This is a genomic window from Streptomyces sp. E-08 (genome assembly GCF_049913095.1).
Lineage (GTDB): Bacteria > Actinomycetota > Actinomycetes > Streptomycetales > Streptomycetaceae > Streptomyces.
Genome location: NZ_CP183971.1, coordinates 4630661 through 4654066 on the forward strand (window position 1 = coordinate 4630661; position 23406 = coordinate 4654066).

Annotated in this window: 25 protein-coding genes, 1 tRNA gene and 1 pseudogene; 10 read left to right on the forward strand and 17 right to left on the reverse strand. The window is 70.5% G+C overall.

Annotation, left to right across the window (positions count from 1 at the left end; all coding sequences use genetic code 11):
• Positions 1 to 203 precede the first annotated feature (203 nt).
• Positions 204 to 998: a class I SAM-dependent methyltransferase gene (locus ACN9MM_RS21335; protein WP_426365095.1), complete on the reverse strand. Its 795-nt coding sequence runs from the start codon at positions 996 to 998 to the stop codon at positions 204 to 206.
• Positions 999 to 1283: 285 nt separating this feature from the next.
• On the opposite strand from ACN9MM_RS21335, the gene mshA reads away from it, so the two are divergent.
• A complete protein-coding gene (gene mshA, locus ACN9MM_RS21340; protein WP_382867855.1) occupies positions 1284 to 2651 on the forward strand; it encodes a D-inositol-3-phosphate glycosyltransferase in 1368 nt (455 codons plus the stop codon).
• A complete protein-coding gene (locus ACN9MM_RS21345) occupies positions 2644 to 3150 on the forward strand; it encodes a YbjN domain-containing protein (protein WP_426365096.1) in 507 nt (168 codons plus the stop codon). Before mshA ends, ACN9MM_RS21345 begins: the two co-directional genes overlap by 8 nt.
• On the opposite strand, the gene ACN9MM_RS21350 is transcribed toward ACN9MM_RS21345, so the two are convergent.
• On the reverse strand, positions 3107 to 4063 hold the full coding sequence (locus tag ACN9MM_RS21350) for an AraC family transcriptional regulator (RefSeq protein WP_426365097.1): 957 nt from the start codon (positions 4061 to 4063) through the stop codon (positions 3107 to 3109). The genes ACN9MM_RS21345 and ACN9MM_RS21350 overlap by 44 nt on opposite strands.
• 95 nt (positions 4064 to 4158) lie before the next feature.
• On the opposite strand from ACN9MM_RS21350, the gene ACN9MM_RS21355 reads away from it, so the two are divergent.
• Positions 4159 to 5073 (forward strand): MBL fold metallo-hydrolase, encoded by a 915-nt coding sequence (locus ACN9MM_RS21355; RefSeq protein ID WP_426365099.1) that lies wholly within the window; start codon positions 4159 to 4161, stop codon positions 5071 to 5073.
• 1 nt (position 5074) lies between these two features.
• On the opposite strand, the gene ACN9MM_RS21360 is transcribed toward ACN9MM_RS21355, so the two are convergent.
• A complete protein-coding gene (locus ACN9MM_RS21360) occupies positions 5075 to 6355 on the reverse strand; it encodes an MDR family MFS transporter (RefSeq protein ID WP_426365100.1) in 1281 nt (426 codons plus the stop codon).
• A gap of 125 nt (positions 6356 to 6480) precedes the next feature.
• On the opposite strand from ACN9MM_RS21360, the gene ACN9MM_RS21365 reads away from it, so the two are divergent.
• Positions 6481 to 7239: a phosphoglyceromutase gene (locus ACN9MM_RS21365; protein WP_426365101.1), complete on the forward strand. Its 759-nt coding sequence runs from the start codon at positions 6481 to 6483 to the stop codon at positions 7237 to 7239.
• Between the two features lie 83 nt (positions 7240 to 7322).
• Here ACN9MM_RS21365 and ACN9MM_RS21370 read toward each other — a convergent pair whose 3' ends face one another.
• From ACN9MM_RS21370 to ACN9MM_RS21425, 12 genes are all read right to left on the reverse strand, one after another.
• Positions 7323 to 7619, reverse strand: coding sequence for a ribosomal protein L7/L12 (locus ACN9MM_RS21370; protein ID WP_426365102.1), 297 nt, complete (start codon positions 7617 to 7619; stop codon positions 7323 to 7325).
• A 15-nt stretch (positions 7620 to 7634) separates the two neighbouring features.
• Positions 7635 to 8879 (reverse strand): tyrosine-type recombinase/integrase, encoded by a 1245-nt coding sequence (locus tag ACN9MM_RS21375; RefSeq protein WP_426365104.1) that lies wholly within the window; start codon positions 8877 to 8879, stop codon positions 7635 to 7637.
• The gene (locus tag ACN9MM_RS21380) at positions 8879 to 9079 is read right to left on the reverse strand and encodes a helix-turn-helix domain-containing protein (protein WP_150230041.1); all 201 of its coding nucleotides are present in this window, start codon (positions 9077 to 9079) and stop codon (positions 8879 to 8881) included. Before ACN9MM_RS21380 ends, ACN9MM_RS21375 begins: the two co-directional genes overlap by 1 nt.
• Positions 9080 to 9081: 2 nt before the next feature.
• Positions 9082 to 10491 carry a replication initiator protein RepSA gene (repSA, locus tag ACN9MM_RS21385; protein ID WP_426365105.1) on the reverse strand — a complete coding sequence of 470 codons (1410 nt, stop codon included), beginning with the start codon at positions 10489 to 10491 and terminating at the stop codon, positions 9082 to 9084.
• A 5-nt stretch (positions 10492 to 10496) separates the two neighbouring features.
• On the reverse strand, positions 10497 to 10676 hold the full coding sequence (locus ACN9MM_RS21390; protein ID WP_426365106.1) for a hypothetical protein: 180 nt from the start codon (positions 10674 to 10676) through the stop codon (positions 10497 to 10499).
• Positions 10677 to 10771: 95 nt separating this feature from the next.
• A complete protein-coding gene (locus tag ACN9MM_RS21395; protein WP_426368791.1) occupies positions 10772 to 11320 on the reverse strand; it encodes a GGDEF domain-containing protein in 549 nt (182 codons plus the stop codon).
• A 5-nt stretch (positions 11321 to 11325) separates the two neighbouring features.
• A complete protein-coding gene (locus ACN9MM_RS21400; protein WP_426365107.1) occupies positions 11326 to 11640 on the reverse strand; it encodes a SpdD-like protein in 315 nt (104 codons plus the stop codon).
• Between the two features lie 13 nt (positions 11641 to 11653).
• Positions 11654 to 11809: a hypothetical protein gene (locus tag ACN9MM_RS21405; protein WP_426365108.1), complete on the reverse strand. Its 156-nt coding sequence runs from the start codon at positions 11807 to 11809 to the stop codon at positions 11654 to 11656.
• A gap of 19 nt (positions 11810 to 11828) precedes the next feature.
• Positions 11829 to 12017, reverse strand: coding sequence for a mobile element transfer protein (locus ACN9MM_RS21410; protein ID WP_426365109.1), 189 nt, complete (start codon positions 12015 to 12017; stop codon positions 11829 to 11831).
• Positions 12018 to 12036: 19 nt separating this feature from the next.
• Positions 12037 to 12705 (reverse strand): DUF2637 domain-containing protein, encoded by a 669-nt coding sequence (locus ACN9MM_RS21415; protein ID WP_426365111.1) that lies wholly within the window; start codon positions 12703 to 12705, stop codon positions 12037 to 12039.
• 79 nt (positions 12706 to 12784) lie between these two features.
• Entirely contained in the window at positions 12785 to 14134 is a 1350-nt protein-coding gene (locus ACN9MM_RS21420; protein ID WP_426365112.1) for an FtsK/SpoIIIE domain-containing protein, read from the reverse strand.
• A gap of 2 nt (positions 14135 to 14136) precedes the next feature.
• Positions 14137 to 14469 carry a hypothetical protein gene (locus ACN9MM_RS21425; RefSeq protein ID WP_093874845.1) on the reverse strand — a complete coding sequence of 111 codons (333 nt, stop codon included), beginning with the start codon at positions 14467 to 14469 and terminating at the stop codon, positions 14137 to 14139.
• Positions 14470 to 14635: 166 nt separating this feature from the next.
• Between ACN9MM_RS21425 and ACN9MM_RS21430 the strand changes: the two genes are divergently transcribed.
• Together ACN9MM_RS21430 and ACN9MM_RS21435 are read left to right on the forward strand one after the other, a co-directional pair.
• Positions 14636 to 15472: a sigma-70 family RNA polymerase sigma factor gene (locus ACN9MM_RS21430; RefSeq protein WP_426365114.1), complete on the forward strand. Its 837-nt coding sequence runs from the start codon at positions 14636 to 14638 to the stop codon at positions 15470 to 15472.
• A 1-nt stretch (position 15473) separates the two neighbouring features.
• Complete coding sequence (locus ACN9MM_RS21435; protein ID WP_426365116.1) at positions 15474 to 16286, forward strand: protein phosphatase 2C domain-containing protein; 813 nt, start codon at positions 15474 to 15476, stop codon at positions 16284 to 16286.
• 559 nt (positions 16287 to 16845) lie between these two features.
• Here the strand turns inward: ACN9MM_RS21435 and ACN9MM_RS21440 are convergent.
• Both ACN9MM_RS21440 and ACN9MM_RS21445 read right to left on the reverse strand, forming a co-directional pair.
• On the reverse strand, positions 16846 to 17835 hold the full coding sequence (locus tag ACN9MM_RS21440) for an HNH endonuclease (RefSeq protein WP_426365117.1): 990 nt from the start codon (positions 17833 to 17835) through the stop codon (positions 16846 to 16848).
• Positions 17836 to 18802: 967 nt separating this feature from the next.
• A pseudogene (locus ACN9MM_RS21445) lies at positions 18803 to 19210 on the reverse strand (tyrosine-type recombinase/integrase); the annotation flags it as partial.
• A gap of 283 nt (positions 19211 to 19493) precedes the next feature.
• Between ACN9MM_RS21445 and ACN9MM_RS21450 the strand changes: the two are divergent.
• The 4 genes from ACN9MM_RS21450 to ACN9MM_RS21465 all read left to right on the forward strand — a co-directional run bounded on the left by ACN9MM_RS21450 (position 19494) and on the right by ACN9MM_RS21465 (position 23404).
• Positions 19494 to 19576, forward strand: a tRNA-OTHER gene (locus ACN9MM_RS21450).
• Between the two features lie 142 nt (positions 19577 to 19718).
• Entirely contained in the window at positions 19719 to 20996 is a 1278-nt protein-coding gene (locus ACN9MM_RS21455) for an FG-GAP repeat domain-containing protein (RefSeq protein ID WP_426365118.1), read from the forward strand.
• Between the two features lie 1284 nt (positions 20997 to 22280).
• Positions 22281 to 22919, forward strand: coding sequence for a hypothetical protein (locus ACN9MM_RS21460; protein WP_426365120.1), 639 nt, complete (start codon positions 22281 to 22283; stop codon positions 22917 to 22919).
• A gap of 131 nt (positions 22920 to 23050) precedes the next feature.
• A complete protein-coding gene (locus ACN9MM_RS21465; RefSeq protein WP_426365122.1) occupies positions 23051 to 23404 on the forward strand; it encodes a hypothetical protein in 354 nt (117 codons plus the stop codon).
• Positions 23405 to 23406: the final 2 nt, after the last annotated feature.

Consider the following 23406-nt stretch of genomic DNA (forward strand, 5'->3'; position numbering starts at 1 on the left):
GATTTACCGTCAGTAACTTGATGGTGACCTGGCGATAGTGCCATGCGAAACCGCAAAGCGACAGGGGAAACCGGGGTCTGTCGGCCTGTTCCCCCCCTCGGGGGACGAGTGATGCGCCCGGGACGTTCCCCGCGCACGGGAAATTCAGCGGGAGTTGGGGAAACCGGGGGGACGGCAGCGGCCGACGCCCCGTCACCCGGGAGTCACCCCCGCGGTGCCAGCGCCTCCCACCGCACCGTCACCTCGCCCTGCCGCCACCGGCGCGGACCGTCCGTCAGCGGCCAGTCCGCCGCCAGGTCGCGGACGGAGCGGATCCACCGCTGCCGTGCGCCCAGCGAGGCGTACGGAGCGGCCGCCGCCCACGCCCGGTCGAAGTCCCGCAGGAAGGCGTGCACCGGCTCGCCCGGCACGTTCCGGTGGATCAGCGCCTTCGGGAGCCGTTCCGCGAGGTCCGAGGGCCGGTCGAGCGAGCCCAGCCGGGTCGCGAAGGTCACCGTGCGGGGGCCGTCCGCGTCGAGGGCCACCCACACGTGCCGGCGCCCGATCTCGTCGCAGGTCCCCTCCACGAGGAGCCCGCCGGGCGCGAGCCGGCCCCGGAGCCGCGCCCAGACGGCCGCGACCTGGTCCTCGTCGTACTGGCGCAGCACGTTCGCCGCCCGGATCAGGGCGACCCGGCCCGGCACCGGCACCTCGAAGCCGCCGTGCACGAAGGAGAGGCCGTCCCGCTCGTACGGCCTGGCGGCCTCGACCCGGGCCGGTTCGATCTCGATGCCGTAGAGCCGGGTGCGGGGCTCGGCGGTGCGCAGCCGGGCCAGGAGCTCCACGGCGGTCCAGGGGGCGGCCCCGTACCCGAGGTCGACGGCGAGCGGCGGTTCGGGGGAGCGACGGAGGGCGGGGCCGTGGACGGCGGCGATCCAGCGGTCCATGCGGCGCAGCCGGTTCGGGTTGGTGGTCCCGCGGGTCGGTGTGCCGACGGGGCGGGTGGTGCGCGGGGCCATGGCACGAGCGTAAGGGGTGCGGGGGAGGCCCCGGGCCGGGCGGGGCGTCAGGGGTGTGGGGGAGGCCCGGGCCCGGCGTCGGGGGTGCCGGGAAGGCCCCGGGCCCGGCGTCGGGGGTGCCGGGAAGGCCCCGGGCCGGGCGGCCTGCCCGGCAACGAATTGGCAAAGCACTGCCCCCGCCGGAAATGAAAGGGGTGATTCCGGTGTTGTCGCGGCTGGAGGACGTTCCGCGCCCTCCACCTGTCATGCCCGCCAGCTCAGCCCCCGAGCGGAAGGACCGCCGACGTGAGCCAGTACGTGTCCCGGTTCACCGGTACCCGGCACCGGCACCCGGCGCCGGCCAGGCTCCGGCTCCCCGGCCGGCATCGCACCCCCCGGCGCGTGGCCATGCTCAGCGTCCACACCTCGCCGCTGCACCAGCCCGGCACGGGTGACGCGGGCGGCATGAACGTCTACATCGTCGAGCTGGCGAAACGACTCGCCGCCATCGACATCGAGGTGGAGATCTTCACCCGGGCCACCACCGGGGGCCTCCCCCCGGTCGTCGAGCTGACCCCGGGCGTCCTCGTCCGGCACGTGGACGCCGGCCCGTACGAGGGTCTCGCCAAGGAGGAGCTGCCGGCGCAGCTCTGCGCCTTCACGCACGGCGTGATGCAGGCGTGGGCGGGCCACCGCCCCGGCCACTACGACCTGGTCCACTCCCACTACTGGCTCTCCGGCCACGTCGGCTGGCTCGCCGCCGAGCGCTGGGGCGTCCCGCTCGTGCACGCCATGCACACCATGGCGAAGGTGAAGAACGCGGCGCTCGCCGAGGGCGACACCCCCGAGCCCGCGGCCCGGGTGATCGGCGAGACCCAGATCGTCTCGGCGGCCGACCGGCTGATCGCCAACACGGCCGAGGAGGCCGACGAGCTCGCCCGCTTCTACGAGGCGGACCCCGGCAAGATCGCCGTCGTGCACCCGGGCGTCAACCTCGACCACTTCCGCCCGGCCGACGGCAGGGCCGCCGCCCGCGCCCGGCTCGGTCTGCCGCAGGACGCGTTCATCCCCGTGTTCGCCGGCCGGATACAGCCGCTGAAGGCCCCGGACATCCTGCTCAGCGCCGCCGCCCGGCTCCTGGAGCAGGACCCCTCCCTCCGCACCCGCATGGTCGTCCCCGTCGTCGGCGGGCCGAGCGGCAGCGGTCTGGCGAAGCCGGAGCAGCTGCAGAAGCTGGCGGCCCGGCTCGGCATCGCGGACATCGTGCGCTTCCACCCGCCGGTGGGGCAGGACCGCCTCGCGGACTGGTTCCGCGCGGCCAGCGTGCTCGTCATGCCCTCGTACAGCGAATCCTTCGGTCTGGTCGCGATAGAGGCGCAGGCGGCCGGCACGCCGGTCGTCGCGGCGGCCGTCGGCGGTCTGCCCGTGGCCGTACGGGACGAGGTGACCGGTCTGCTCGTCCAGGGGCACGACCCCGCGGACTACGCCCGCGCGCTCGGCCGGTTCGTGGCGGACCCGTCGCTGTCGGCCCGGATGGGCGAGGCGGCGGCGCTGCACGCCGGTTCCTTCGGCTGGGACACGGCGGCCTCGGGCACGGCGGACGTGTACACGGCCGCCATGCACGACCACCGGCTGCGGGAGAACCGCCGTCGCGTACGCTCGCACCATGGCTGAGGACGTTCGGCGGATCATCGAGGACGCGTTCGACGACGCCGAGCTGGACTGGGAGTCCCCGGAGCCCGGCTCGTACGTCGTGAAGCTCCCGGGCACGCGCAAGCTGTTCACCACCCTGTCGCTGCGGGCGGGCCGCCACTCCCTCTCCCTCAACGCCTTCGTCATCCGCCACCCCGACGAGAACGAGGCCGGCGTCCACCGCTGGCTCCTCGAACGGAACCTGAAGCTGTACGGGGTGAGTTACGCGGTCGACGGCCTCGGCGACGTCTACCTCGCCGGGAAGCTGCCGCTGGCCGCCGTCACGCCGGAGGAGCTGGACCGGCTGCTCGGCTCGGTCCTTGAGGCGGCGGACGGCGACTTCAACACGCTCCTGGAGCTGGGCTTCGCGTCGGCGATCCGGCGGGAGTACGAGTGGCGCGTCTCGCGCGGCGAGTCGACGCGCAACCTCGACGCGTTCAAGAACCTGACGCAGAAGCCGACGCGGAAGCCGGTGAACTGACGACGCCGTCCCGGTACCGCCCCGGTGTCGTGCCGAACTCGCGGCGGAAGGCGTGGGACAGGGCGTACGGCGAGGCGTAGCCGACCCGGCGGGCGACCGTGGCCAGGGGCGCGTCGGTGTCCCGGAGCAGGGCGGCGGCGCGGGTCAGCCGCCACCATGTGAGGTACGCCATCGGGGGACGGCCCACCAGGGTGGTGAAGCGGCGGGCCAGGGTGGGGCGGGAGACGCCCGCCTCGGCCGCGAGCCGGCCGATGGTCCAGGGCGCGGCCGGGTCGGAGTGCAGCGCGCGCAGCGCGGCAGCCGTCGCCGGGTCGCCCAGGGCCGCCGGCCACGTCCCGGTCGTGCTCTCGGCCGTCCAGGCGCGGATCATGTAGACGAGCAGCAGGTCGAGCAGGCCGGTAAGGGCGAGGGACGCGCCGGGGCGCCGTTCGTCCAGCTCGCCCTCCAGGAGGCCGATGGCGGCCCGGAGCCCGGGATGGGCGCCGTCGCGGGCCGGCAGGTGGACGAGTGGCGGGAGCTCCGCGAGCAGGGGGTGCGCGTGGTGGCGGTCGAGTCGGTACTTGCCGCAGAGCAGGGTGACCTCGGTCCCGCGCGCGGCCGGTCGGGGCGGGCGCGGGAGGCTTCCGCCGGCCCAGCGGTCGAAGGGCACCGCCCCCGCCACCGTCTCCGCGTCGGCGGGCGCGTCGGCGATGACGTGCCCGGTGCCGTGCGGGAGCAGCACCGCGTCGCCCGCGCCGAGCGCGACCGGTTCGCCGCCGTCGGGGAGCACCCAGCAGCTGCCCCCGAGGACGACGTGGAAGCCGGCCCCTTCGTACGGGGCGAGCCGCGCGCACCAGCGTCCCGCGACCCGCACCCGGTCGGAGGACGGCCGCCCGACGCGTACGGCCGAGATCGCGTCGCTCACCACATCCATGGCGGGGAGCGTATCGCTGACGTGAGCCTCTCGCGCATTCAGGAGAGTGGATCAGGCATTGAGACGCTCACCCGCGCCTCCCTACTGTCGATCGCATGACGAACGAGAGCGCACAGAGCATCGTCCTGGGGGACGTCGAGATCGTCCGGGTCGTCGAGTGGCAGGGGCCGTTCGGGCCCGCCCGCACCATCGTTCCGGACGCCGGGGCCGAGGTGTGGAAGGACAACGAGGAGTGGCTGGCGCCGGACCACTGGGCGCCGGACGGCGACAGCGCGGTGATGGCGCTGCAGACCTGGGTGCTGCGCAGCGGCGGGCGGACCGTCCTGGTCGACACGGGGGTGGGCGACGGGCGGGAGCGGCCCCATCTGCCGCACTTCCACCGGCGGCAGGACGGTCTCCTCGGCCGGCTGGAGCGGGCCGGCGTCCGGCCCGAGGACGTCGACGTCGTCGTGAACACGCATCTGCACGCCGACCACGTCGGCTGGAACACGTACGCAGCGGGAGGGGAGTGGGCCCCGACCTTTCCGAACGCCCGGTACCTGCTCCCGGCCGCCGACGACTTCCACTTCGGTCCGGCGAACGCGTACGGCGGCGGTGTCCAGGAGGACGACCGGCTGATCTACGAGGACAGTGTGGCGCCCGTGCACCGCGCGGGGCTCGTCACGCTCTGGGACGGCTCCCACCGCATCGACGAGAACCTCGTCCTGGAGTCCGCGCCCGGCCACACGCCCGGCTCCGCCGTGCTGCGGCTCGCCTCCGGGAGCGACCGGGCGGTCTTCGTCGGCGACCTCCTCCACAGCCCCGTGCAGATCCTCGACCCGGCGCGCGCGAGCTGCTTCTGCCTGGACGCGGCCGGGGCGGCGGCCAGTCGCCGCCGGATCCTCGAACGGGCCGCCGACGCGCGGGAACTGGTCGTCCCCGCGCACTTCGGCGGGGCGGGCGCCGCCGAGGTGCGCAGGGAGGGGACGGGGTTCGCGGTGGCCGCGTGGGCGGCCTACGGGAGCGGATGAGTCAGGCGCCGACGGGGGAGGACTCGACGTCCTTGGCCGCGCCGGCGACGACCCCGGCCTCGACGGGCTCGTCCGCGAGGGCCTTCCGCAGCCGCGTGAAGTACCCGACCGCCGCGACGACGCCGATCGCGGCCGTCGCCGCCCACAGCACATCGGGTCCCGGACCGCCGACGATCGCGCCCGCGCCGATCGGGGCGACGAAACCGGCGACGGCCCAGGACATGCCCATCACGCCCTGGTAGCGGCCCCGGGCGTGCTCGGGGGCGAGGCGGGCGGTGGCGGCGGCGTTCGTCGGGACGTGGATCATCTCGCCGACCGTCCAGACCACCACGGTCGCGGCGAAGGCGACGGGGGACCCGGCGAGGGCGGTGGCGCCGGTGCCGAGGGCGAAGAGGAGCGCGGAGAGGGTCAGCAGGACGACCGGGGAGCGCTTGTCGGTCAGCTTGTTGACGAGCAGCTGGAAGCCGACGATCACGATGCCGTTGACGGCGATGACGACGCCGTACGAGGAGGGGGAGAGGCCCTGGTTCGCCATGGTGAGCGGCAGGCCGATCCAGGGGGCGGTGAAGACGAGGCAGACGAGCAGGTTGAGCAGGACGAGCGTGCGGAAGGGCGCGTCGCGCAGCACGGTGAGCATGCTGACCTTCTCCTCGACGACCGGCGCGCCCTGCTGGTCGACGGCCGCCTCGGGGCGGGTCTCGGGGAGCCGGAGGAAGACGATGACGGCGCACAGGGTGGTCGCGACGGCGTCGACGACGAAGAGGGTGCGGTAGCCGAGGAAGGCCGCGGCGCCGCCGCCGATGGAGGCGATGGCGAAGCCGAGGTTGAGGGCCCAGTAGTTGAGGGCGTACGCCCGGCGCACCTCGTGGGCGGGGACCATGTCGGCGATGGTCGCGTTGATGGAGGGACGGACGGCCTGCATGGCGACGCCCATGAGGAGGACGACGGCGGCGATGGCCCAGGCGCTGGTGACGACGGCGAGGGCGGCGGCGCAGGCGGCGGCCGCGAGGTGCATGGTGACCATGGTGGGACGGCGGCCCCAGCGGTCGGTGAGCGCGCCGCCGAGCGGGGATCCCGCCACACCGCCGAGGCCGTGCAGGGCGACGACGAGTCCGGCGAACCAGGCGGAGTGCCCGAGCTCGACGGTCAGGTAGAGGGAGAGGAAGGTCAGGACGAAGGCGCCGGTCCGGTTGACCAGGGTGGACAGCCAGAGCCACCAGAAGCCCTGGGGGAGGCCGGAGACCGTCGCTCGGGCTGATCGTCTGAGCGAATCGATGGACATGTGAGGCGGCCCCCTGCTGTACGTAAGCCCTGCTTCCGGCTCTCGTAACTTACGCATCTCATACGTCGGACGCCAGCGAATTGACGACGCGCGTCAATCGTCAGCGGTCTATTAGGCTCGTACGCATGGCCGACGCACCGTACAAGCTGATCCTCCTCCGCCACGGCGAGAGCGAGTGGAACGAGAAGAACCTGTTCACCGGATGGGTGGACGTGAACCTCACCGCGAAGGGCGAGAAGGAGGCGACGCGCGGCGGCGAGCTGCTCAAGGACGCCGGCCTGCTGCCCGACGTGCTGCACACCTCCCTCCAGAAGCGCGCCATCCGCACGGCGCAGCTCGCGCTGGAGTCCGCGGACCGCCACTGGATCCCGGTCAACCGCTCGTGGCGCCTCAACGAGCGCCACTACGGCGCCCTGCAGGGCAAGGACAAGGCCCAGACGCTCGCCGAGTTCGGCGAGGAGCAGTTCATGCTGTGGCGCCGCTCGTACGACACCCCGCCGCCGGCCCTGTCGGACGACAGCGAGTACTCGCAGGCCCACGACGCCCGCTACCAGACGATCCCGCCGGAGCTGCGCCCGCAGACCGAGTGCCTCAAGGACGTCGTCGAGCGGATGCTCCCGTACTGGTACGACAACATCGTCCCGGACCTGCTCGCCGGCCGCACGGTCCTGGTCGCCGCCCACGGCAACAGCCTCCGCGCGCTGGTGAAGCACCTGGACGGCATCTCGGACGCGGACATCGCGGGCCTGAACATCCCGACCGGCATCCCGCTCTCCTACGAGCTGGACGAGAACTTCAAGCCCCTCAACCCGGGCGGCACGTACCTCGACCCGGAGGCCGCCGCGGCGGCCATCGAGGCGGTCAAGAACCAGGGCAAGAAGTAACTCTTACCCACGAAAGAGCCCCCTACCTGCGGTTTCTCCGCCGGGAGGGGGCTTCTTCGTGAGCTGGGGCCGTGTGTGGGCCGTCAGGGGGACGGAGCCGTGTGCTCCCCGGGCTCTGGCTCCGCCCGCCACTCCGCTTCGGCATCGGCACTCCGGAGCATCGAGACGGCGGACCGGGCCTCGTAGTCGCCCAGTCCTTCGAGGATGGTGACGGGGGCTTGCCGAGCCAGGTCCCGGCAGCGCCACAAGCTCAGTCCGGTCAGCTTGCGCAACGCCAGGATCACGTCCGTCTCGCGCGGCCCGCAGTCGACGAGCACCACTTCGTGGGACGGGTCGTCGCAGAGCAGCGTGTAGTACTCGACGGACTCGCCGTCGGTCATCGCGCCCTCCCTTCCTCAGCGACCAGGAGCGTAGGCGCCCTCGAAGACGGCAGCCATGGCTTTTCGGGTGCGCTCCCGGCTGCTCGGCATGAGATGGGCGTACACCCTCAGCGTCAGACCGGGGTCGGAGTGGCCCAGGTAATCCGCCAGAGCCTTGATGTTCTCCCCGGCGTCCAGCAGCACCGACGCGTAGAAGTGCCGCAGCGCGTGCATCCCATGCTCACGCGCGGAGGCGTAGTTCTGCTGCCCCTTCTCCCGCTCAGGGATGATGCCGGCCGCGGCGAGCGCGGGCTTCCACTGGTCGGTGTTGAACATGCTCCGCCAGACGTGGTTGCCCAGGGGAGCGGTGAAGATCAGCTGCTTGGTCACGTACTGCCCGCGCTGGGTCATCCACGGCAGCGTGATGTCGACGGGCGGGAACTTCGCCAGGTGCGCGCGGAGCGCATCGGCGACGGGCCCGGGCAGAGGTACGTCCCGGAGCTTGCCGCCCTTTGGCGGGGCGAACACCGGCTTGCTGCGACTGAGCTTGAGCTGCTGGACGACGTGCACGGTGTTCGTCGTGAAGTCGATCGAGTCGGCGGTCAGACCCAGGATCTCGCCCTGGCGGAGTCCGCACCCGGCACCGACGTCGACCATGGCCTGGTACCGGTCGGGCAGGGCAGCGCGGACTGCGAAGACGCGGTCAGCGGTCCACGGAACCACTCGTTTGGTCTCGACGGCCGGCGCCTTCACCGAGCGGGCGGAGCACGGGTTCTTCGGAAGGTGGCCGTCGTCCACCGCCGCATTCAGCACGGTGCGGACATTGGAGTAGATGACCCGCGCGTACGACCCGACCACTCCGGCCGCCGTCAGATCCGCGACCCAGTCCCGGATGTGCTCGGGCTTGAAGGATCCGAGCGGCCTGGAGCCTATGTAGGGGAAGGCGTGAAGGCGTAGCTGCGACTCCATCGAGAAGCCCGTGTTCGGGTCGGCCTGATGGTTCCGGAGCCACTTCTCGCCGTACTGCTGGAAGGTGATCCGGCTCGCGCGGGGATCGATGTACTGCCCCCGGGACATGTCCGCCTCGACCTGGGCGAGCCACTGATCGGCGAGGCGCTTCTGTCGGTCGGGGAAGCTCTTCGACTTCTCGGTCCCGTCGGGGCCGACGTACCGGGCCCGGTACCGCATACCGGTGCCGTGACGCTCGCTCTTCACCCGGCGGGGCTTCCCGTCGGAACCGGTCTCCGTCTTGAACCACCGGTCCTGGATGTGCCCGGCCATCAGGCTGCACTCTCCTGATCCATCAGCGAGCCCACCCACGTACGGACGTCCTCCGGGTCGTACCGAAGGTGGACACCGACACGGAAGCCGCGAGGGCCGGTGCGCTTGCGGCGCCACTGGTAGACGGTCTCCAGCGGGACGCCCAGGAGGTCCGCGAGGTCGGTCGGCGTGAGGTATCGCTCGGGCAGAGCGCGGGCCATGGTCACCACTCCCCATTGGTGTCGTCGGCGTCGAGTTCGGTTCTGATCTCGCGGGCGTGTTCGCGGTTGTGCTGGAGGTCGCGGCGGATGTTGGCGGCGAGCCAGGACTCCCCGGGGGTGGCGCCGTGGCCGGCGTAGGCCCAGTGGGCGACGACGAGGAGGGTCGACTCGGGGTGCTCGTCGGGGTCGGGCAGGCCCAGGGCGGTGCGCTGCTGGGCGGCGCGGTAGTCGGCGCGGACCTGGCGCAGGGCGCCGAGGGTGGTGGAGTAGGCGCGGGATTTGGTGGAGAAGTGGCCGCGGAAGCCGAGCATGTGCGCCCAGGAGCGGAGGCGCCGGTCCGGGTAGGCCGCATCCAGGTCCATGCAGGCTTCGATGAGCCGCCGGGGGTGGTTGGGGACGTCGAGGAGGATCAGGGCTTCCTTGTTGCCGACCGGGCGGTCGACGGTGCCGGTGGTCTCGGCGGCCTTGGTGGCGTACTTGGCGACGTAGGCGGCGACGGCCTGTTCGGTGAGCTCTTCGCCGTGGCCGAAGGCGCCGATGGGCTGGACGTCGAGCTGGGTGCCCCAGGTGAGCGTGAGGTCCTGGCCGACGCCGTAGGCCGGGGCGGCGGGGACGACGACGCGGACGCGGGCGGCGGCGGCGCGGATGGCGTCGGTGAGCAGGTCGAGGGTGGCCCAGGCTGGGGGTGGGGTGTGCGGTCCGCCGGGGCCATCGAAGCGGATGACGGCGTGAAAGTGGACGGCGCCGCGCTTTTGGTACTCGGCGACCTTGCCGAAGGAGACCCGGGACTGTTCGCGGGCGGCTTTCTGCGTGAGGCCGGCGCGGGCGGCGATCTCCCGGCGCAGGTAGATCGTGAAGTAGCGCCACAGCTCGGAGGCGTGGTTGTTCCACAGCACCGCGCCCGCGTAGTCGTACGCGGCCGGGTCCAGCGGGGTGCCCAGCTCCGGGGCGTCCTCGGCATGCCGGGTACCGCAGCGGCAGGGCCGGGTGCTGGGCCGGTTGTGCACCGGGCCGAAGGACGGGGCGGTCAGCGTCGCGAAGACCCGGGGGTGGTCCCGGATGGTCTCCGGGGTGCCCTTGTCGGGTGCGCCGGTGAGGCCGGCGCGGATCAGGTGGTAGGTGTCGCCCGCGTAGGTCCAGGCGCAGGCCGGGCAGCGGGAGGCGCGCCGGTTGCCGCAGGCGACGCGCAGGACGCCGCCGGGTTCGGCGTCGGTGTTGTAGGCGTGGAGGACGGTGCGGGTGGCGGGGTCGAGGGTTTTGGTGGCGCCGGTGAGGCGGATGGGGGCGGTGCAGCCGCCGGTGCGGCGGAGTTGTTCGGTGAGGCGGTCGAAGCCGGGGGACCCGGCCAGCCGGAGCAGGTCGCTCAGGGTGGCCGGGTCCAGGCCCGCCGCGGTGAGGGCGGCGTGGGTCAACGCGGTCACTTCCCCGCGCGGACGAGGGAGGCCGGGGCGGTGCGGCCCAGGCCCCGGCAGCTGGGGCAGTTCACGCGGATCGTGTCCCGGGCGCCGTCGATGGTCCGGAGGCCGGTGGTGATGGTGGCGGTGGCGAAGCCGTCGCAGTCGCGGCACACGCGCGCGGTCGGGGTGGTCTGGGACATGATGAGTACTCCCTTTCGGGTCCGTGGATCTGGAATGGGGTTGAAGGCGCCCGGGGCGGCGGAAGTTTGGCGACCGAGGCCGCTCCGGGGGCCGCTCAGTGTGTGTTGCGCCTGCCGTGGCCCTTGGCCGCGTACATCGCCGCGTCGGCGGCCGAGAGGGCGTCGGTGAGGGTGGGGACCGGCAGGTGGCCGGGGTAGCAGCAGCCGACCGACGCGGAGACCGCAAGGACGTGGCCCTGGTGGGTGACCGGGCTGTCCAGGGCGGACCAGAGGGCGAGGAGGCCGGCGGTGCGGTCGGGGTGGGCGACGATGGCGGCGAACTCGTCCCCGCCGAGCCGGGCGGCGATCCCGTGACTCCCGCACCAGTCGGTGAGCCGTTGGGCGGTGGCGGTGAGGACCGTGTCCCCGGCGGCGTGGCCGTGGGTGTCGTTGACGGCCTTGAAGTCGTCCAGGTCGACCAGGAGCACGAGCGCGCCGGGGTGTTTGGCGATGAGGCGTTCGGCGCGGGCGGTCCATCCGGTCCGGGTGTGCAGGCCGGTCAGCGGGTCGCGGCGGGCGGTGGCCAGGCGGCGCTGGAGCAGGCCGCCGTGCAGGGCCCAGCCCAGGGCCGGTAAGCCCGCGGTCGCCATGGTGTACGCGTCCATCGGGGTCACCGGCCCTTCTGCATGTCGCGGACGAGGAGGCGCAGGACGACGGCGATCAGGGCGACGGAGACGCCGGTGATGGCGACGGCGAGGAGCATCGAGACCAGGACGGCGCCGACGACCAGGACCACGGCGCCACCGCCGGCGGCGAGGGCGAGCGCGCTGCCCGGGGTGAGCTGGATGGAGGTGCGGACCGGGGCGACCGGCACCGGGACGGGCGCCGGGGCGGTCGGCTCGATGTCGGCGGCGACGGCCGGCTGGACGGGCGGGGTGACGAGGCCGGTCGGGAGCGGGTTGACCGGGATGCGCGGCTGGAGCATGACGGGTCTCTCCCTACTTGATCGTGGTGTCGATGAGCGGGGCGAAGAGGCTGTCGGCGAGGAGGTAGCCGCCGAGGAGGATCACGGCGACGAGCCACCAGGGCGGGCGGATGAGCTTGATGCCGAGGCCGCCGACGACGATCAGGGCGAGCCAGAGCGGGACGTCCACGAGACGGACTCCTTCGGATTCAGCGAGGCTGGCAGCGGTGGGTGCGGGCGGCGAGCTCGGCGGCGGCGCGGGTGTGGTAGTCGGCGGAAAAGTCGCAGCCGGGGGCCGTGCACACGGCGGTGTGCTTGGTCCGGCCCCGGCCGTCGTAGTGGTCGCCGACCTGCACCGGGCCGATGCGGATCACGTGGTGGAAGCGGTTCGGACGCACGGGTCTTGCTCCTTCCGGATCAGGCGAGCTGGAGGGCGATGGAGTCCGCGAGCGCGGCGGGCATGCCGTGCCGGGTGCGGAGGGTCTCCGCGTCGATCGGGGCACCGGTCTGGGCCCGGTGGGCGTCCGCGATCTTCTGGGCATGAGCCAGCAGCGCGGGCGGAACCGGGACGGCGGGCGCCGAGGGAGCAGGCTCCGGCCGTTCTTCCTGCGGGGTGGGCTCCGGCGGGATCTCCACCGGGGCGGGTTCGGCCGGCGGGAGTTCGGGCGCCGGTTCCGGGGTCCGCTCGACGACGAGGACGTCCGCAGGTTCGGGGTCCGGGCCGGGGTGGGGTGCGTGGGCGAGGAGGGTGCCGCCGAGGAAGGCCAGGGCGGGCCACCCGGCGACGAGGATGCGCAGCCAGGCCGGGACGTCGCTCATGTCGAGCAGTCCGGCGGTGGCGACGTTGGCGCCGAGCGACGCGATCAGGGCGATGGCGAACCACAGCCACGCGTCACGGTTGGCGGTGTCGGTGCGCATCCGGCGCCAGGCGGCGACCAGGAGCAGGTCGACGGAGACCGGGTAGGCCCACGCCTTCCAGCCGTCCTGACCGGCCGCGGCCGCCAGGTCGTGCAGGTGGGCGAAGGACAGGGCCCCGGCGATGACGGCCTGAACGAGGACGGCGTCGGGGCGGAGGGTGCGGAACACGAGGGTTCACCTCCTTTCGGGCATGGGTGGGGTAGGGACCTGGCGTGAGACGGCACGCCGACCGAGGGGGAGAGAGGGGCTACGCGGTGGCCGGGCTCGGCTTCACCAGCGGCACGGACTCCGGAGCGGCACTACTGGCCGGGGCGGCCGGGCGCCAGGCGGCGACGGCGGCCAGGTCGGGGGTGAGGTGCGCGTGCGCGGCGCAGATCGCGGCAGCCTCCGCCGCGCTCAACTCGGGCGTACGGATGCGGGACCAGCCGCCGGAGGTGTCCCCGGCGATCGCGACACCGGGCCGGTCCGGCGGGATGGTCAGCACCGTGACCACCGCGTCGGGGGCGATGTCGCCGACGCCCATCTCGGCGGTCTGCTTGTCGTTGACCCGGTGCACGGTGCGGCCGGTGAGCTGGGCGCGCAGGGCGGTGGCGCCCTTGCCGAGGTCGGAGCCGAAGCGCTGTCCGCAGACCTCCAGGAAGATGCCAGCGGCGCGGGCCATCTGCCCGAGGCGGATGAGCTGGGTGACCATCCGGTCCCGGCGTTCCTCGTCCTTCTTCGTCGCGACGAGGAAGAGCTCGGCGACCTCGTCGACCAGGACCACGACCGGCACCGGGCGGACATGCTCCGGGAGGGCCCAGATGTCGGCCACGCCGTGGGCGCTGAGCAGGTCGAAGCGGTCTTCCATCTCCCCGACCAGCCCGTCCAGCAGCCCGTCGGCCTCCTCCGGGGTGATGGCCAGGGCGGACAGGCGGGGCGCGTAGCCGCGGTGCTCGACGCCGCGCTTGCAGTCGATGCCGACCAGGGCCACCGGCAGGCGGGCCAGCCCGGCGATCAGATTGCGCTGGTACATCGACTTGCCCGACTGGTTCGCGCCGAGGGTCAGCGCGTGCGGGACCTTGAGGTAGTCCCGGACGAACGTTGTCCCGTCCTCCCGCAGCGCGACCGGCACCGTCATCGGCCCGGACAGCTGCTGGCGGGGCATCCGGACCTTCCGCAGGACGTCGTACCCGGTCATCCGCAGCTCCACGAACCCCGGCTTGGTCTCGACGACGGTGACGGAGTGGACGCCCCAGGCGTGCCGCAGCCGCTCCGAGGCCGCCATCACATCAGCCGGTTCGAGTCCGGCCGGAAGCCGCAGCGTGACCCGCAGGCCGGTCGAGGTGCCCCGGAAGCGGCGGACCTTCGGCGGCACCGGCTGGACGTCAGGGCGGCGGGCGAGGCTGCGGACGAGGAAGGCGCGGAAGCGGGACGGCTGCACCGTCAGCCCGCACACGTCCATCGTGGAGCGGTAGGTGACCGCGAACCGCGTCGTCGCCACCGGCAGACCCACCAGCGACCAGAACACCCGCGGCGCGCGGACCTTCGCGTAGCCGAGGCCGCCGGCGGTTCCGGCGAGCGGGAGGCCGACCTCCCATAAGGTCGCGAGGTCGGTCATGGTCAGGCCCCCATCGGGGTCACCGCGACGGCGCGGAACGAGATGCCGTGCCGGGTCTGGCCGTTGAACGTGTTCTCCCAGTCCCGGGCCTTGAGGCCGATGACCGTCACCGGCATGCCCGGCGTCAGGTTCTCCGGGAGGCCGGTCTCCGGGATGGTGACCTGGTAGAGGTTGCCCTCTCCCTCGTCCGAGATGAGGAGGCCGACGGTGGAGAGGCCGGCGCCGGTCTCCCGGTCCATGGCGCGCTCGCCGGTCTGCTTGCTCACGAGCTTCGGCGTGGGAGCGGTCGCGACGAACACGACGGCGGTCGAAAGGTCGATCTTGAAGGACGGCATGTCCACTCTCCCGGTAAGGGGGGCTTAACAGCCCGAGCGTCGGATCCCCCGTGCTGCTAAGGGGGGGTTAGCACCCAAGATGCATGCGACTGGTGCGAGGTGTCAAGCCCCCCTTACCATGTGGGTATGAAGTCAGCCCTATGTCCGGTTCCGCGAGGTGTTCGCCGTGATTGAAGAAGTGCGGCGGGTCGCCGCCATGCAAGATCACGCGCTCCGCGTGAAGGCCGCCGTAGAGCTGATGGGGGACCTGCAAGCCGCCGTCGTCGAGACCTCTCGCATGCGCAAGGAGAGCATCGCCTGGCTTCGCGACCATGGGCACTCCATGGCGGACGTCGCCAAGATGATGGGCGTCAGCCGGGCGCGCGTGGCGCAGCTCCGCGATGCCGGCCCTCCGCCGGAGCGTGCGTTCCTCGGTACCGAGCACGCCCAGGTGCTCGTACCCATGCGGCCGGGCGAGCGGGATTACGTGGCGCTCGAAGACAGCTCCACGGGGCAGAAGCTGTTGGCGTTGGCGCATCGGCTTCAACTCGACGGAGACCTCGGCTACATCCCGACCTCGGGCGAAATCGACCTCAACCGGGATGACCTCATGGTCGTCTGCGGACCGAAGACGTCGCCCGTCACCGCCGAGGCTCTGGGCAAGGATCCGCAGCTGGCCTTCGACACCCTGCCTGATGGGCGCTGGGCCCTGACTGAGCGGGACGGCGGCACCGTACACACCTCTCCCACCGATGATCCTGAGACCCCTTCCCCGACGGACATTGCGTATCTCGGCAGACTGCCGAGGCCTGACGGGCAGGGCACCTTCCTGCTCATCGCTGGCGTCCACGCGGTCGGTTCGCTGGGAGTGGCCCACTTCCTCTCCGAGAACGTCGCCGACCTGTACAAGCAGGTAGGCACGGCCCCGTTCTCCATGGTGATCGCAGCGGACTACGACCCGAGCACGAAGGCGATCAGCAGTAGCCGCGCACTGAGCAACGTCCTGATTCACGAGACCGTCTGACGTGCGCGTCGACGTCGCCAGCTACTCCCGTCCTCAGGGTCCGAACGAGGACTTCGCGCTCTTTGACTCCACCGCGGCCGTGGTCTTGGACGGCGCCGGTATGGCACCGGGCATGAATTCGGGGTGCCGGCATGGAGTCGCCTGGTACGTGGAGCAGCTGGGTACTCGCCTGCACGTGGAGGCTGCCCGGAGAGACGCGCCCCTGACGATCTGCCTGGCGACGGCCATCGAGTCGACGGCAAGCCTGCACCGGGACACCTGTGTGGTCGATGCTCCGCTGTCCCCTTCCGCGACAGTGGCCATGGCCCGGGTGCGGGGCGACAGCTTCGAGTGGCTCGTCCTGGGAGACTGCACGGTCCTCATCCAGAGAGACGACGTAGTGACAGCCACAACGGACGACCGTCTTGCCCAGGTGGCACCACATGCCCGAGAGGTCCTCGCCAGGGCAGTCCCGGGGTCGCCAGAGCGGCAGCGAGCCCATGAGGCCCTGGTCCAGGAAGAGCGCAGCCAGCGCAACGTGCGGGGCGGGTACTGGGTGGCAGCAGCCGACCCGACAGCAGCAAGCCATGCACTCACCGGCTCGGAGATCGCATCCCGGGTCCAGGGCGTGGCCCTGCTGACCGACGGCGCTGGACGACTTGTGACGACGTTCCGCTCGACCGACTGGCAGGGCTACATGACCTTGCTCAGCCACGGCGGCCCCGAAGAGATACTCCGACTGGTCCGCGAAGCGGAAGCATCCGACTCCGACCTCAGCCGATGGCCGCGAAGCAAACAGCATGACGACGCCACGATCGCGTACATCCGCCCATAGGGGCCCTGGAGTTGTTACAGATTTCTCTACCTCATCAAGGCACCCGCCGCGCACGGCGCGGCGCGCGCGGCCCGTCGCCCGGGCCTGCGCTCCTGTCTGCGCCCCGCTCCAGCCCGGGCGCCGTCCGCACGCCTGACGGCTCGGGTTGATGGGTGCCGAACCCACGAGGTGGCCGAGTCAGTACGCGAGTGCGGCTCAGGACGATGCCTCCGGCGGGGGCGCTCAGGCTCCGGGATGGCGGGGACTCCGTGGGCGGGTGCCGGCTGGTGGGTGTGGCGGTGGGGACTCCCATCCCGTCTGCCGTCGACCCAGGCAGAGCCGAGCAGACACGGCACCGGGCGTCCAGGTCGTTCGTCCAGTGGGGCGCTCCACCTGGACGCCCGGCACCGCGCCTGCTCCACGGTGTGTGGGTCGACGGCAGACGGGATGGGAGCGGGGCGGGTTGTATTGCAGGCCGGGCGCGACCTGCACTGTTCTCTCAAACCCCCAGAACAAGTTCATATGACTGACTGTCGTGCCGCAAAATATGCTCCGCCCGAGGTGGCTATGCCGACGTGCGTCATAGGGCGTCACGTACGACACGGCGAGCATCTCCCGTAACCCTCCTCAGCGCGATGTCATAGGCCCAGGCATAGGTGGATGCCTTCTTGTCGATAGAGAAGTGTCGCCCTGTTGCTGTGTCTAGGACGCGATGAAACTCGTCCATCAGCTCTGGCCAAGCCGCCGAACTGAGATCGCTGTCCGTCCAGCCGTAGAGAGACTTCAACTCCTCCTTCACGGCAGAGAAGAAAGGCAAAGGCTCGCGAGGCTCCTTTCCGATCTGCACGTTATGTTTCCGCAGGAATTCCTTCGCCTCCTCGGGTGCATCTACCCACTTGTCCGGACTGTCTCTGAGTTCCGCATAATCAATCCAGGCCCAGAAACTCTCCGCGTCAGCCACGTCTGGAGCCTCGGCATGGTGATCTCGGCATAGCAGTGCAAAGTTTCTGACATCCATTGAACCCCCGAGCGAAGTCGGAACAACGTGCGCCCGCTCAACTGGCTTACGCCAGCACACCAGGCAGGAGGCTTCGTCCATGCCTAGATATTCGGCAATGGCGCGTACAGTTGGCGCAGTTTTTCTGTCGGCTGGCCGATTCTCGCGAGGCTGGATGACCAAAGAGTCGGTGTCGTATCCGTACTTGCTTCCGTCGTCTGGGTGATGTATCTGCAAGACGTCGGGAATGTCGTTACGTTGCTTTCGCGGGTTCCGTACACCGTAAAGAGGAGTGTGGATTTCGGTGAGGTAGTCCCCTAGGAAGCCAAGTGCAAAATCTTGCATCAATTCAAAAGCGTCGTGATCGTATCCGCCAGCCTCGTTCTTGTGACCCTGAATGTCGATGTAAAGAAAGCGCGGGGTGCCTGGGGAATTCTTCTCGGCCTGCTTGATGCACTCGAAAATTCGAAGAGCAGTCCGCTCGAAATTCTCGTACACTTTCATGTCATGGTAGATGGCGACGCCTTTTTGTGCCTTCTTTTTCCGAGTTTGCTGCCGCGTCTTCTTCGTCACGACTCCCCCTGAGGTCACTGTCTGGATACGGCACGGGGAGCATGGCAGACCGCACTGACATCCAGCAGCCGAGGTAGCTGAAGTTGCACCTACTGTGCTAGGCCTCACGAGGTAGGGGAGCCCTGAGCAGTTGGGCCAGCAAGCCTCGCTCGAAGCGCACGTATAGCCGCCTGACTATGCCGGCGTGGAGTGCTGGACGGGTTCGGAAGCTCGCGCATCACCATGAACGACAGCGGTACTGCCACCTTGGCAACTGTCCCCCATGGCCACCTCCCAGGGCGCCATGGTGACTGATGTGACCAGTTGACGGGATCGGTTGCAGCTACGAATCAGAAGGCCCCTGACATCCATGACTGACATCAACGACGCCGTACGAGGGCGTACACGAGCGTCCTCGTACCGCAGTCGTGTCGACGGGCAGGATGGTCGCCGTTGGCTTCTGATCGAACTCCTAAAGAGGTGTTCTCACCTGTTGTGCGCCCCAATGCCCCCGCGGACAGGCGTCATGCGCCCGCATGCGCCTTCCGCAGAGCCAGGAGCGCTCGACACACTCTGCTGGTCTGTCCGTCTGATGGCACCAGGGGGAGTAGTGGCTCGAACGCAGTCCAAGTGCGGAGCGCTCACGCAGAAGGGGACTCGGTGTCAGCGCCTGGCCATGATCGGAGCGTCCAGGTGTGACCGTCACCGCGGTGAGTGGTCCTCCTACGAGGTTCAGAAGCGCAAGGCGCAGAAGAAGCGGAAGTAGCCGGCCGCCGGGCCGTGTCTGGGCCGTGGAAGGGTGATCGAGGGCGGCCAACCGTGACAGGTCATGACCGCTGAGCCGCAGGTCAGGGACCAACAGCCCGATACCGCCCCAGGTCGGATCAAGAACCAGGGCAAGAAGAAGTAAGAATAGTGATCATGCCCCTGACCTGCGTACACGGCGCAGATCGGGGGCATTTTCTCTCTCTGGGCCCACGCTGGGCCCTCAGCGCGAAGAGTCGTCCGGCCTCAGGGCCCTGCCGAGTGCCTGCCGCGCGCGGTCCCGGCTGCTCGGCATCAGGTGGGCATAGACCTTCAGCGTGAGCCCCGGGTCGGAGTGGCCCAGGTACTCGCTGACGGCCTTGATGCTCTCCCCGGCGTCCAGCAGCACCGAGGCGTAGAAGTGCCTCAGGGCGTGCATGCCGTGCTCCCGCGCGGCGGCGTGCTCTCGACTCTTCGCCGCGGGGATGACGCCCACCTTCGCCAGCGCCGGCTTCCAGTGGTCCTCGTTCAGCGACGTGCGCCAGACGTGCCCGCCCAGCGGGCCGGGAAAGAGCAGTCGCTTGGTGACCGGCGGACCGCCGGCGCGCATCCAGGGCAGCGTGATCTCCACCGGCGGGAAGAACTTCATGTGTCGCGGCCGGGCAACCCCCATGGCAGCAGCCGAGTCGGAGCGCCTGGAACGGTCGGAAGCAACCCCTTCGCTGAGCTGACCCCACGCTCTCTGATTCCAGGCGGGACTTGGGGAGAGCTCCCCTCAGGGCCCGCCCATCGAGACGCTCCTGAGGGGAGGGCCGAGGGCGACGTGCTCCCGCCTGGGGCCCTGGCCGCTGCTGAACTCACCGCGGGGGAAGGCCGGATCTCCGCCCACCGAAATGGAGGCTGTTCCGCTCCGGGCCAGCGCGTAGGCTGCGTGCATCCCTCGTCGTCTAGCGGCCAAGGACACCGGTCTCCGGTTCGCCCGGAATCGGAAACCCGGGTTCGAATCCCGGCGAGGCTATCCGGAATTGAATCCCTAGAAGACCGGGAGGCCTGCACCGCTCCCGCAGGGCTGGCTCGCCCCGTACAACCTTCTGCCCTCGCGCGCGTCACACATGGGTGAGGCGCGTGGTGCGTCTGGTGTCTTCGAGGGGAAACTGAACGTGTCCTATGCCCGCGCGACCCGACGGCGGCTCTGTGCCGCCATCACCACTGTGCTTGCCGTGTCGTTCGGCACCGGTGTGGTGAGCACCCCGGCGTTTGCATCCCCCATCGGCACGGACGTGGCGGCGGTCGTGGGCCCCACGTCCGCTGAGGACGACGTCACGCTCGTCCGGCACACTGTGCCGTCCGTCATCGATCTGAGCACCAAGACATACTTCAAGATGGACTGGACGCTCACAGGGGCCGGATGGGCCACGGTAGTTCTACGCCACACGCGGACCGGGATCACGACCAAGCACCTCCTCGGCGACGCGGGCAGCCCTGGCACCTTCTACCTTTTCTGGGATGCCCACGCCACCGGCATCGGTGACGTCCCGAACGGCGACTACACCTGGACGATCACGGCCGAGACCCTCAACGGAACCCCTCTCGACTTCCAAGCCTCCGGCTCCTTCAAGCTCGTCCGCAAGAGCGCACCGCACGACTTCAACGACAACGGCTCGCTCGACATCATCCGGCGCGACGACCACGGCGGACTGTGGCGGGCCGACACCACCATTTACGCTGGCGGCACGCTGGACCAGGAGTCCCACCAGTTCATTGGCCGAGGCTGGGAGATCTACGATCAGATCGAAACGGCTGGCAACCTCGGCGGAACGGCGGTCGGCGACCTCTTGGCCCGCGACAGATCCGGCGTGCTCTGGCTGTACCAGGGCAACGGGCGAGGTGGCTTCGCCACCCGGATCAAGGTCGGCACCGGCTGGCAGATCTACGACAAGATCGCGGCGGGCAGCGATCTGACGAACGACGGTCGTGCGGACGCGATTGCCACTGACAAGTCCGGCGGGCTCTGGCTCTATCCCGGCACAGGGAATGCCAGCGCCCCCTTCACCGCCCGCAAGAAGATCGGTACGGGCTGGAGCATCTACAACGAGTTGACCGCCGTCGGCAATATCGCGGGTGGCGCGGCCGGCGACCTGGTCGCGCGCGACAAGTCCGGCGTGCTCTGGCAGTACCTGGGCAAGGGCGACGGCACATTCGCCCCGCGCATGAAGATCGGCGGCGGCTGGAACACCTACGGCTGGCTCATTGGTGCTGGCGACGTCAACAAAGACGGCCGCCCTGACCTCCTCGGCGGCATCAATGCCCGCCCGTACTCCGGTGCCAACGACTCCCTCTATCTCTACCGGACTACCGGAGACTGGCGTGCACCCTTCGCCCCCGCTCAGCAGTCCTCGGTGTACAACCCGGGTTACACGTGGGACAAGATCGCCTGACGCCTGAGGCCGGACATGGCTTAGGCAGACGAATGCGAGGGCGTGAATTCGACATGGCGAAGTGGCCTTCAGGTGCCCTTAGAGCGTGAACGGGGGGCGCCGCGCGGCGCGTCCCCAGAGGCGGCATTGCCGCTGAACAACAAGAGGAGCACGCCGGCGCGGGGGGCGTGCTCCTCTTGCTTGTGCCAGCTCGACTTCTCAGGTGCCCGTTTGAGGCGGCTCCGCCATCCTGCGTCGGACGATGTAGCACATCCAAGAAAGTTCCCATATCGCCCATATGGACCCGGACATAACCCGGACGTGCGCCCCTATTGTCCCTACTTTAGGGAAGTTGGGAGGGCTCGGAACCTGGACGCCGTAGGGGTTAACCCGGACGCGCCCGTCCGGGTCGCATTGAAATCTGTCCGGGTTGCCCAGCGTTGTGACCTGCGTGAACGTCTGGCCGTCCGAGTCTTGTCCGGGTCTCGGTAATGGGTTAAACCGGCACATAATGGCAGACTTGTGTGGCTGTGATCTACCTTGTGGAGGCGGGCCAACCACGCCGGACTGGGCGGGCCGTGGACTCTTCCTGGAGAGCTTTCCGCACACTGTTTTCTCCTAACTCTCTAGTGAGAGAGGGAGGAGAGGCTTTCCAAGCGCGGACGGGGACGGTGCGGACGGCCGGTCCCTGCCCCTTGGAAAGCCTTGGTTACGCCCCACCCGGCGGAGTGCGCGCTTCGGCCGGCGGGCCCGCTGGCCGCCGTCCGGGCGGGAAGAGGCCACCTCGCCGCCAATGCACTGTACTGACCGATGGAGTGGGCGGCTGGAGAGTCGTCCGCCCGAAGGGCGGTCCTTTGGTTTGGCCCGCTAGCGGGGGCGCTAACGTTAGCGGGCCGTACTGCTAGCGATAGCGACTACGGCGGGCCCTGAGCCGGGCCCTCTTTGGGCCCTCCGAGGGTGACCGCCGACGACCATCAACGACCACCAACGACCCCTCGACCGCAGGTCACTTGGGGTGCGCGCCCCTCTGACCAGGGACGGAAGACGGGCACCCCAGACCCAGGGCAAGAAGTAGCCCTGACCCACGAAAGAGCCCCCGACCCGCGGTTTCCCCGCGGGGAGGGGGCTTCTTCGTGCCACGGGGCCCGCCCGGGGGCCACGCGGCCCGTTGTCCGGTGGGTGTCGCCGGTGCGTACCAGGTGTGTGACGCCGTGGCGGCAGGTGCTGTGCCGGGGCGGGGGCGTTGCTACGTTCCGGGGAGGGGTGCGGCCGGGGGTGGCCGCCCGTGCAGAGGGGGACTTCCCGATGAACGCCGACCGACTCAGACCCGCCGTCCTCGCGCTCGCCGCCGTCGCACTGGCCGCCGTGCTCACCGGGTGCCAGGACGGTGCCGCCGCCGGTGCGGGAGCACCCACCGCGCCGGCCACGACTGCCGCGCCGGCGCCCACGACCGCCGCGCCCACCGCGCCGGCGCCCACGACCGTCGCACCGGCGCCCACCACGGTCGCGCCCACCACCGTTGCGCCCGCCCCCGCCACCACCCCGCCCGTCGTGAGGAAGCCCCTGCCCGGGGCGACCAAGAGCAAGGGGTGTGCCGAATCGGCGCCCAGTCCCGATGAGTTCGCGCTCTACCGGATCGAGGAGCTCGACGGCAGCACCGGGAAGGTGAACCTCGTCGTCCAGCACGGGGCTTGGGGATGCGCGACCGGGGACTCCGACGGCGTCCCGTTCGTCGGCACCGGCGAGGAGAGCCGCTGGGCCCTCGACCAGGCCGCGTACGTCACCGCCACCAACCCGATCGTCTCCGGGTCTGCCAACCGGCGCATCGGTGTGCAGGAGCTGATCGACTGGGTCCACGCCCACCCCGACTCGGGGCTCGTCTTCCGGTACGAGACCGGGGACGACGGCGCGATCCACCGTCTTGAGCAGGTCTTCACCCCGTAGGAGGGGACCCGTCGGCCGGACGGGTGAGGGTGAAACCTTCCGGCTGCGGTGCGTCGCTTGCGGGACGGGCACGGCGGTCAGGGGTGGGGTGACTCCGGTCGTCCTCATCCCTCATCGAAACGAGAACCCTCGTGCGTCTCCGCCACTCCGTCGCCGCCGTCTGCGGCGCCCTCGCCCTCACCACCACCCTGGCCACTCCGGCCTCCGCCGCCACCGGCGACTTCAGCTACCGCTTCGTCGGGATCAGCGGCGACCAGCAGTGGGTCACGCTGCACGACCCGGCGAGCGGTGAGTGCATCACGATCCCCGAGGCCGCCGACCCGGGCGCCTCCGAGCCCGCCTTCGCGCCGCACAACGACACGGACGAGTACGCGATGGTGTTCACGGAGCCGGACTGTTCGGGCGACTCGTGGACCCTCCGGCCCCACGGCCGCCCGGCCAGTGACCGGCTGAAGCTGCGCTCGGTGGTGTTCCTCCGGCCGTAACG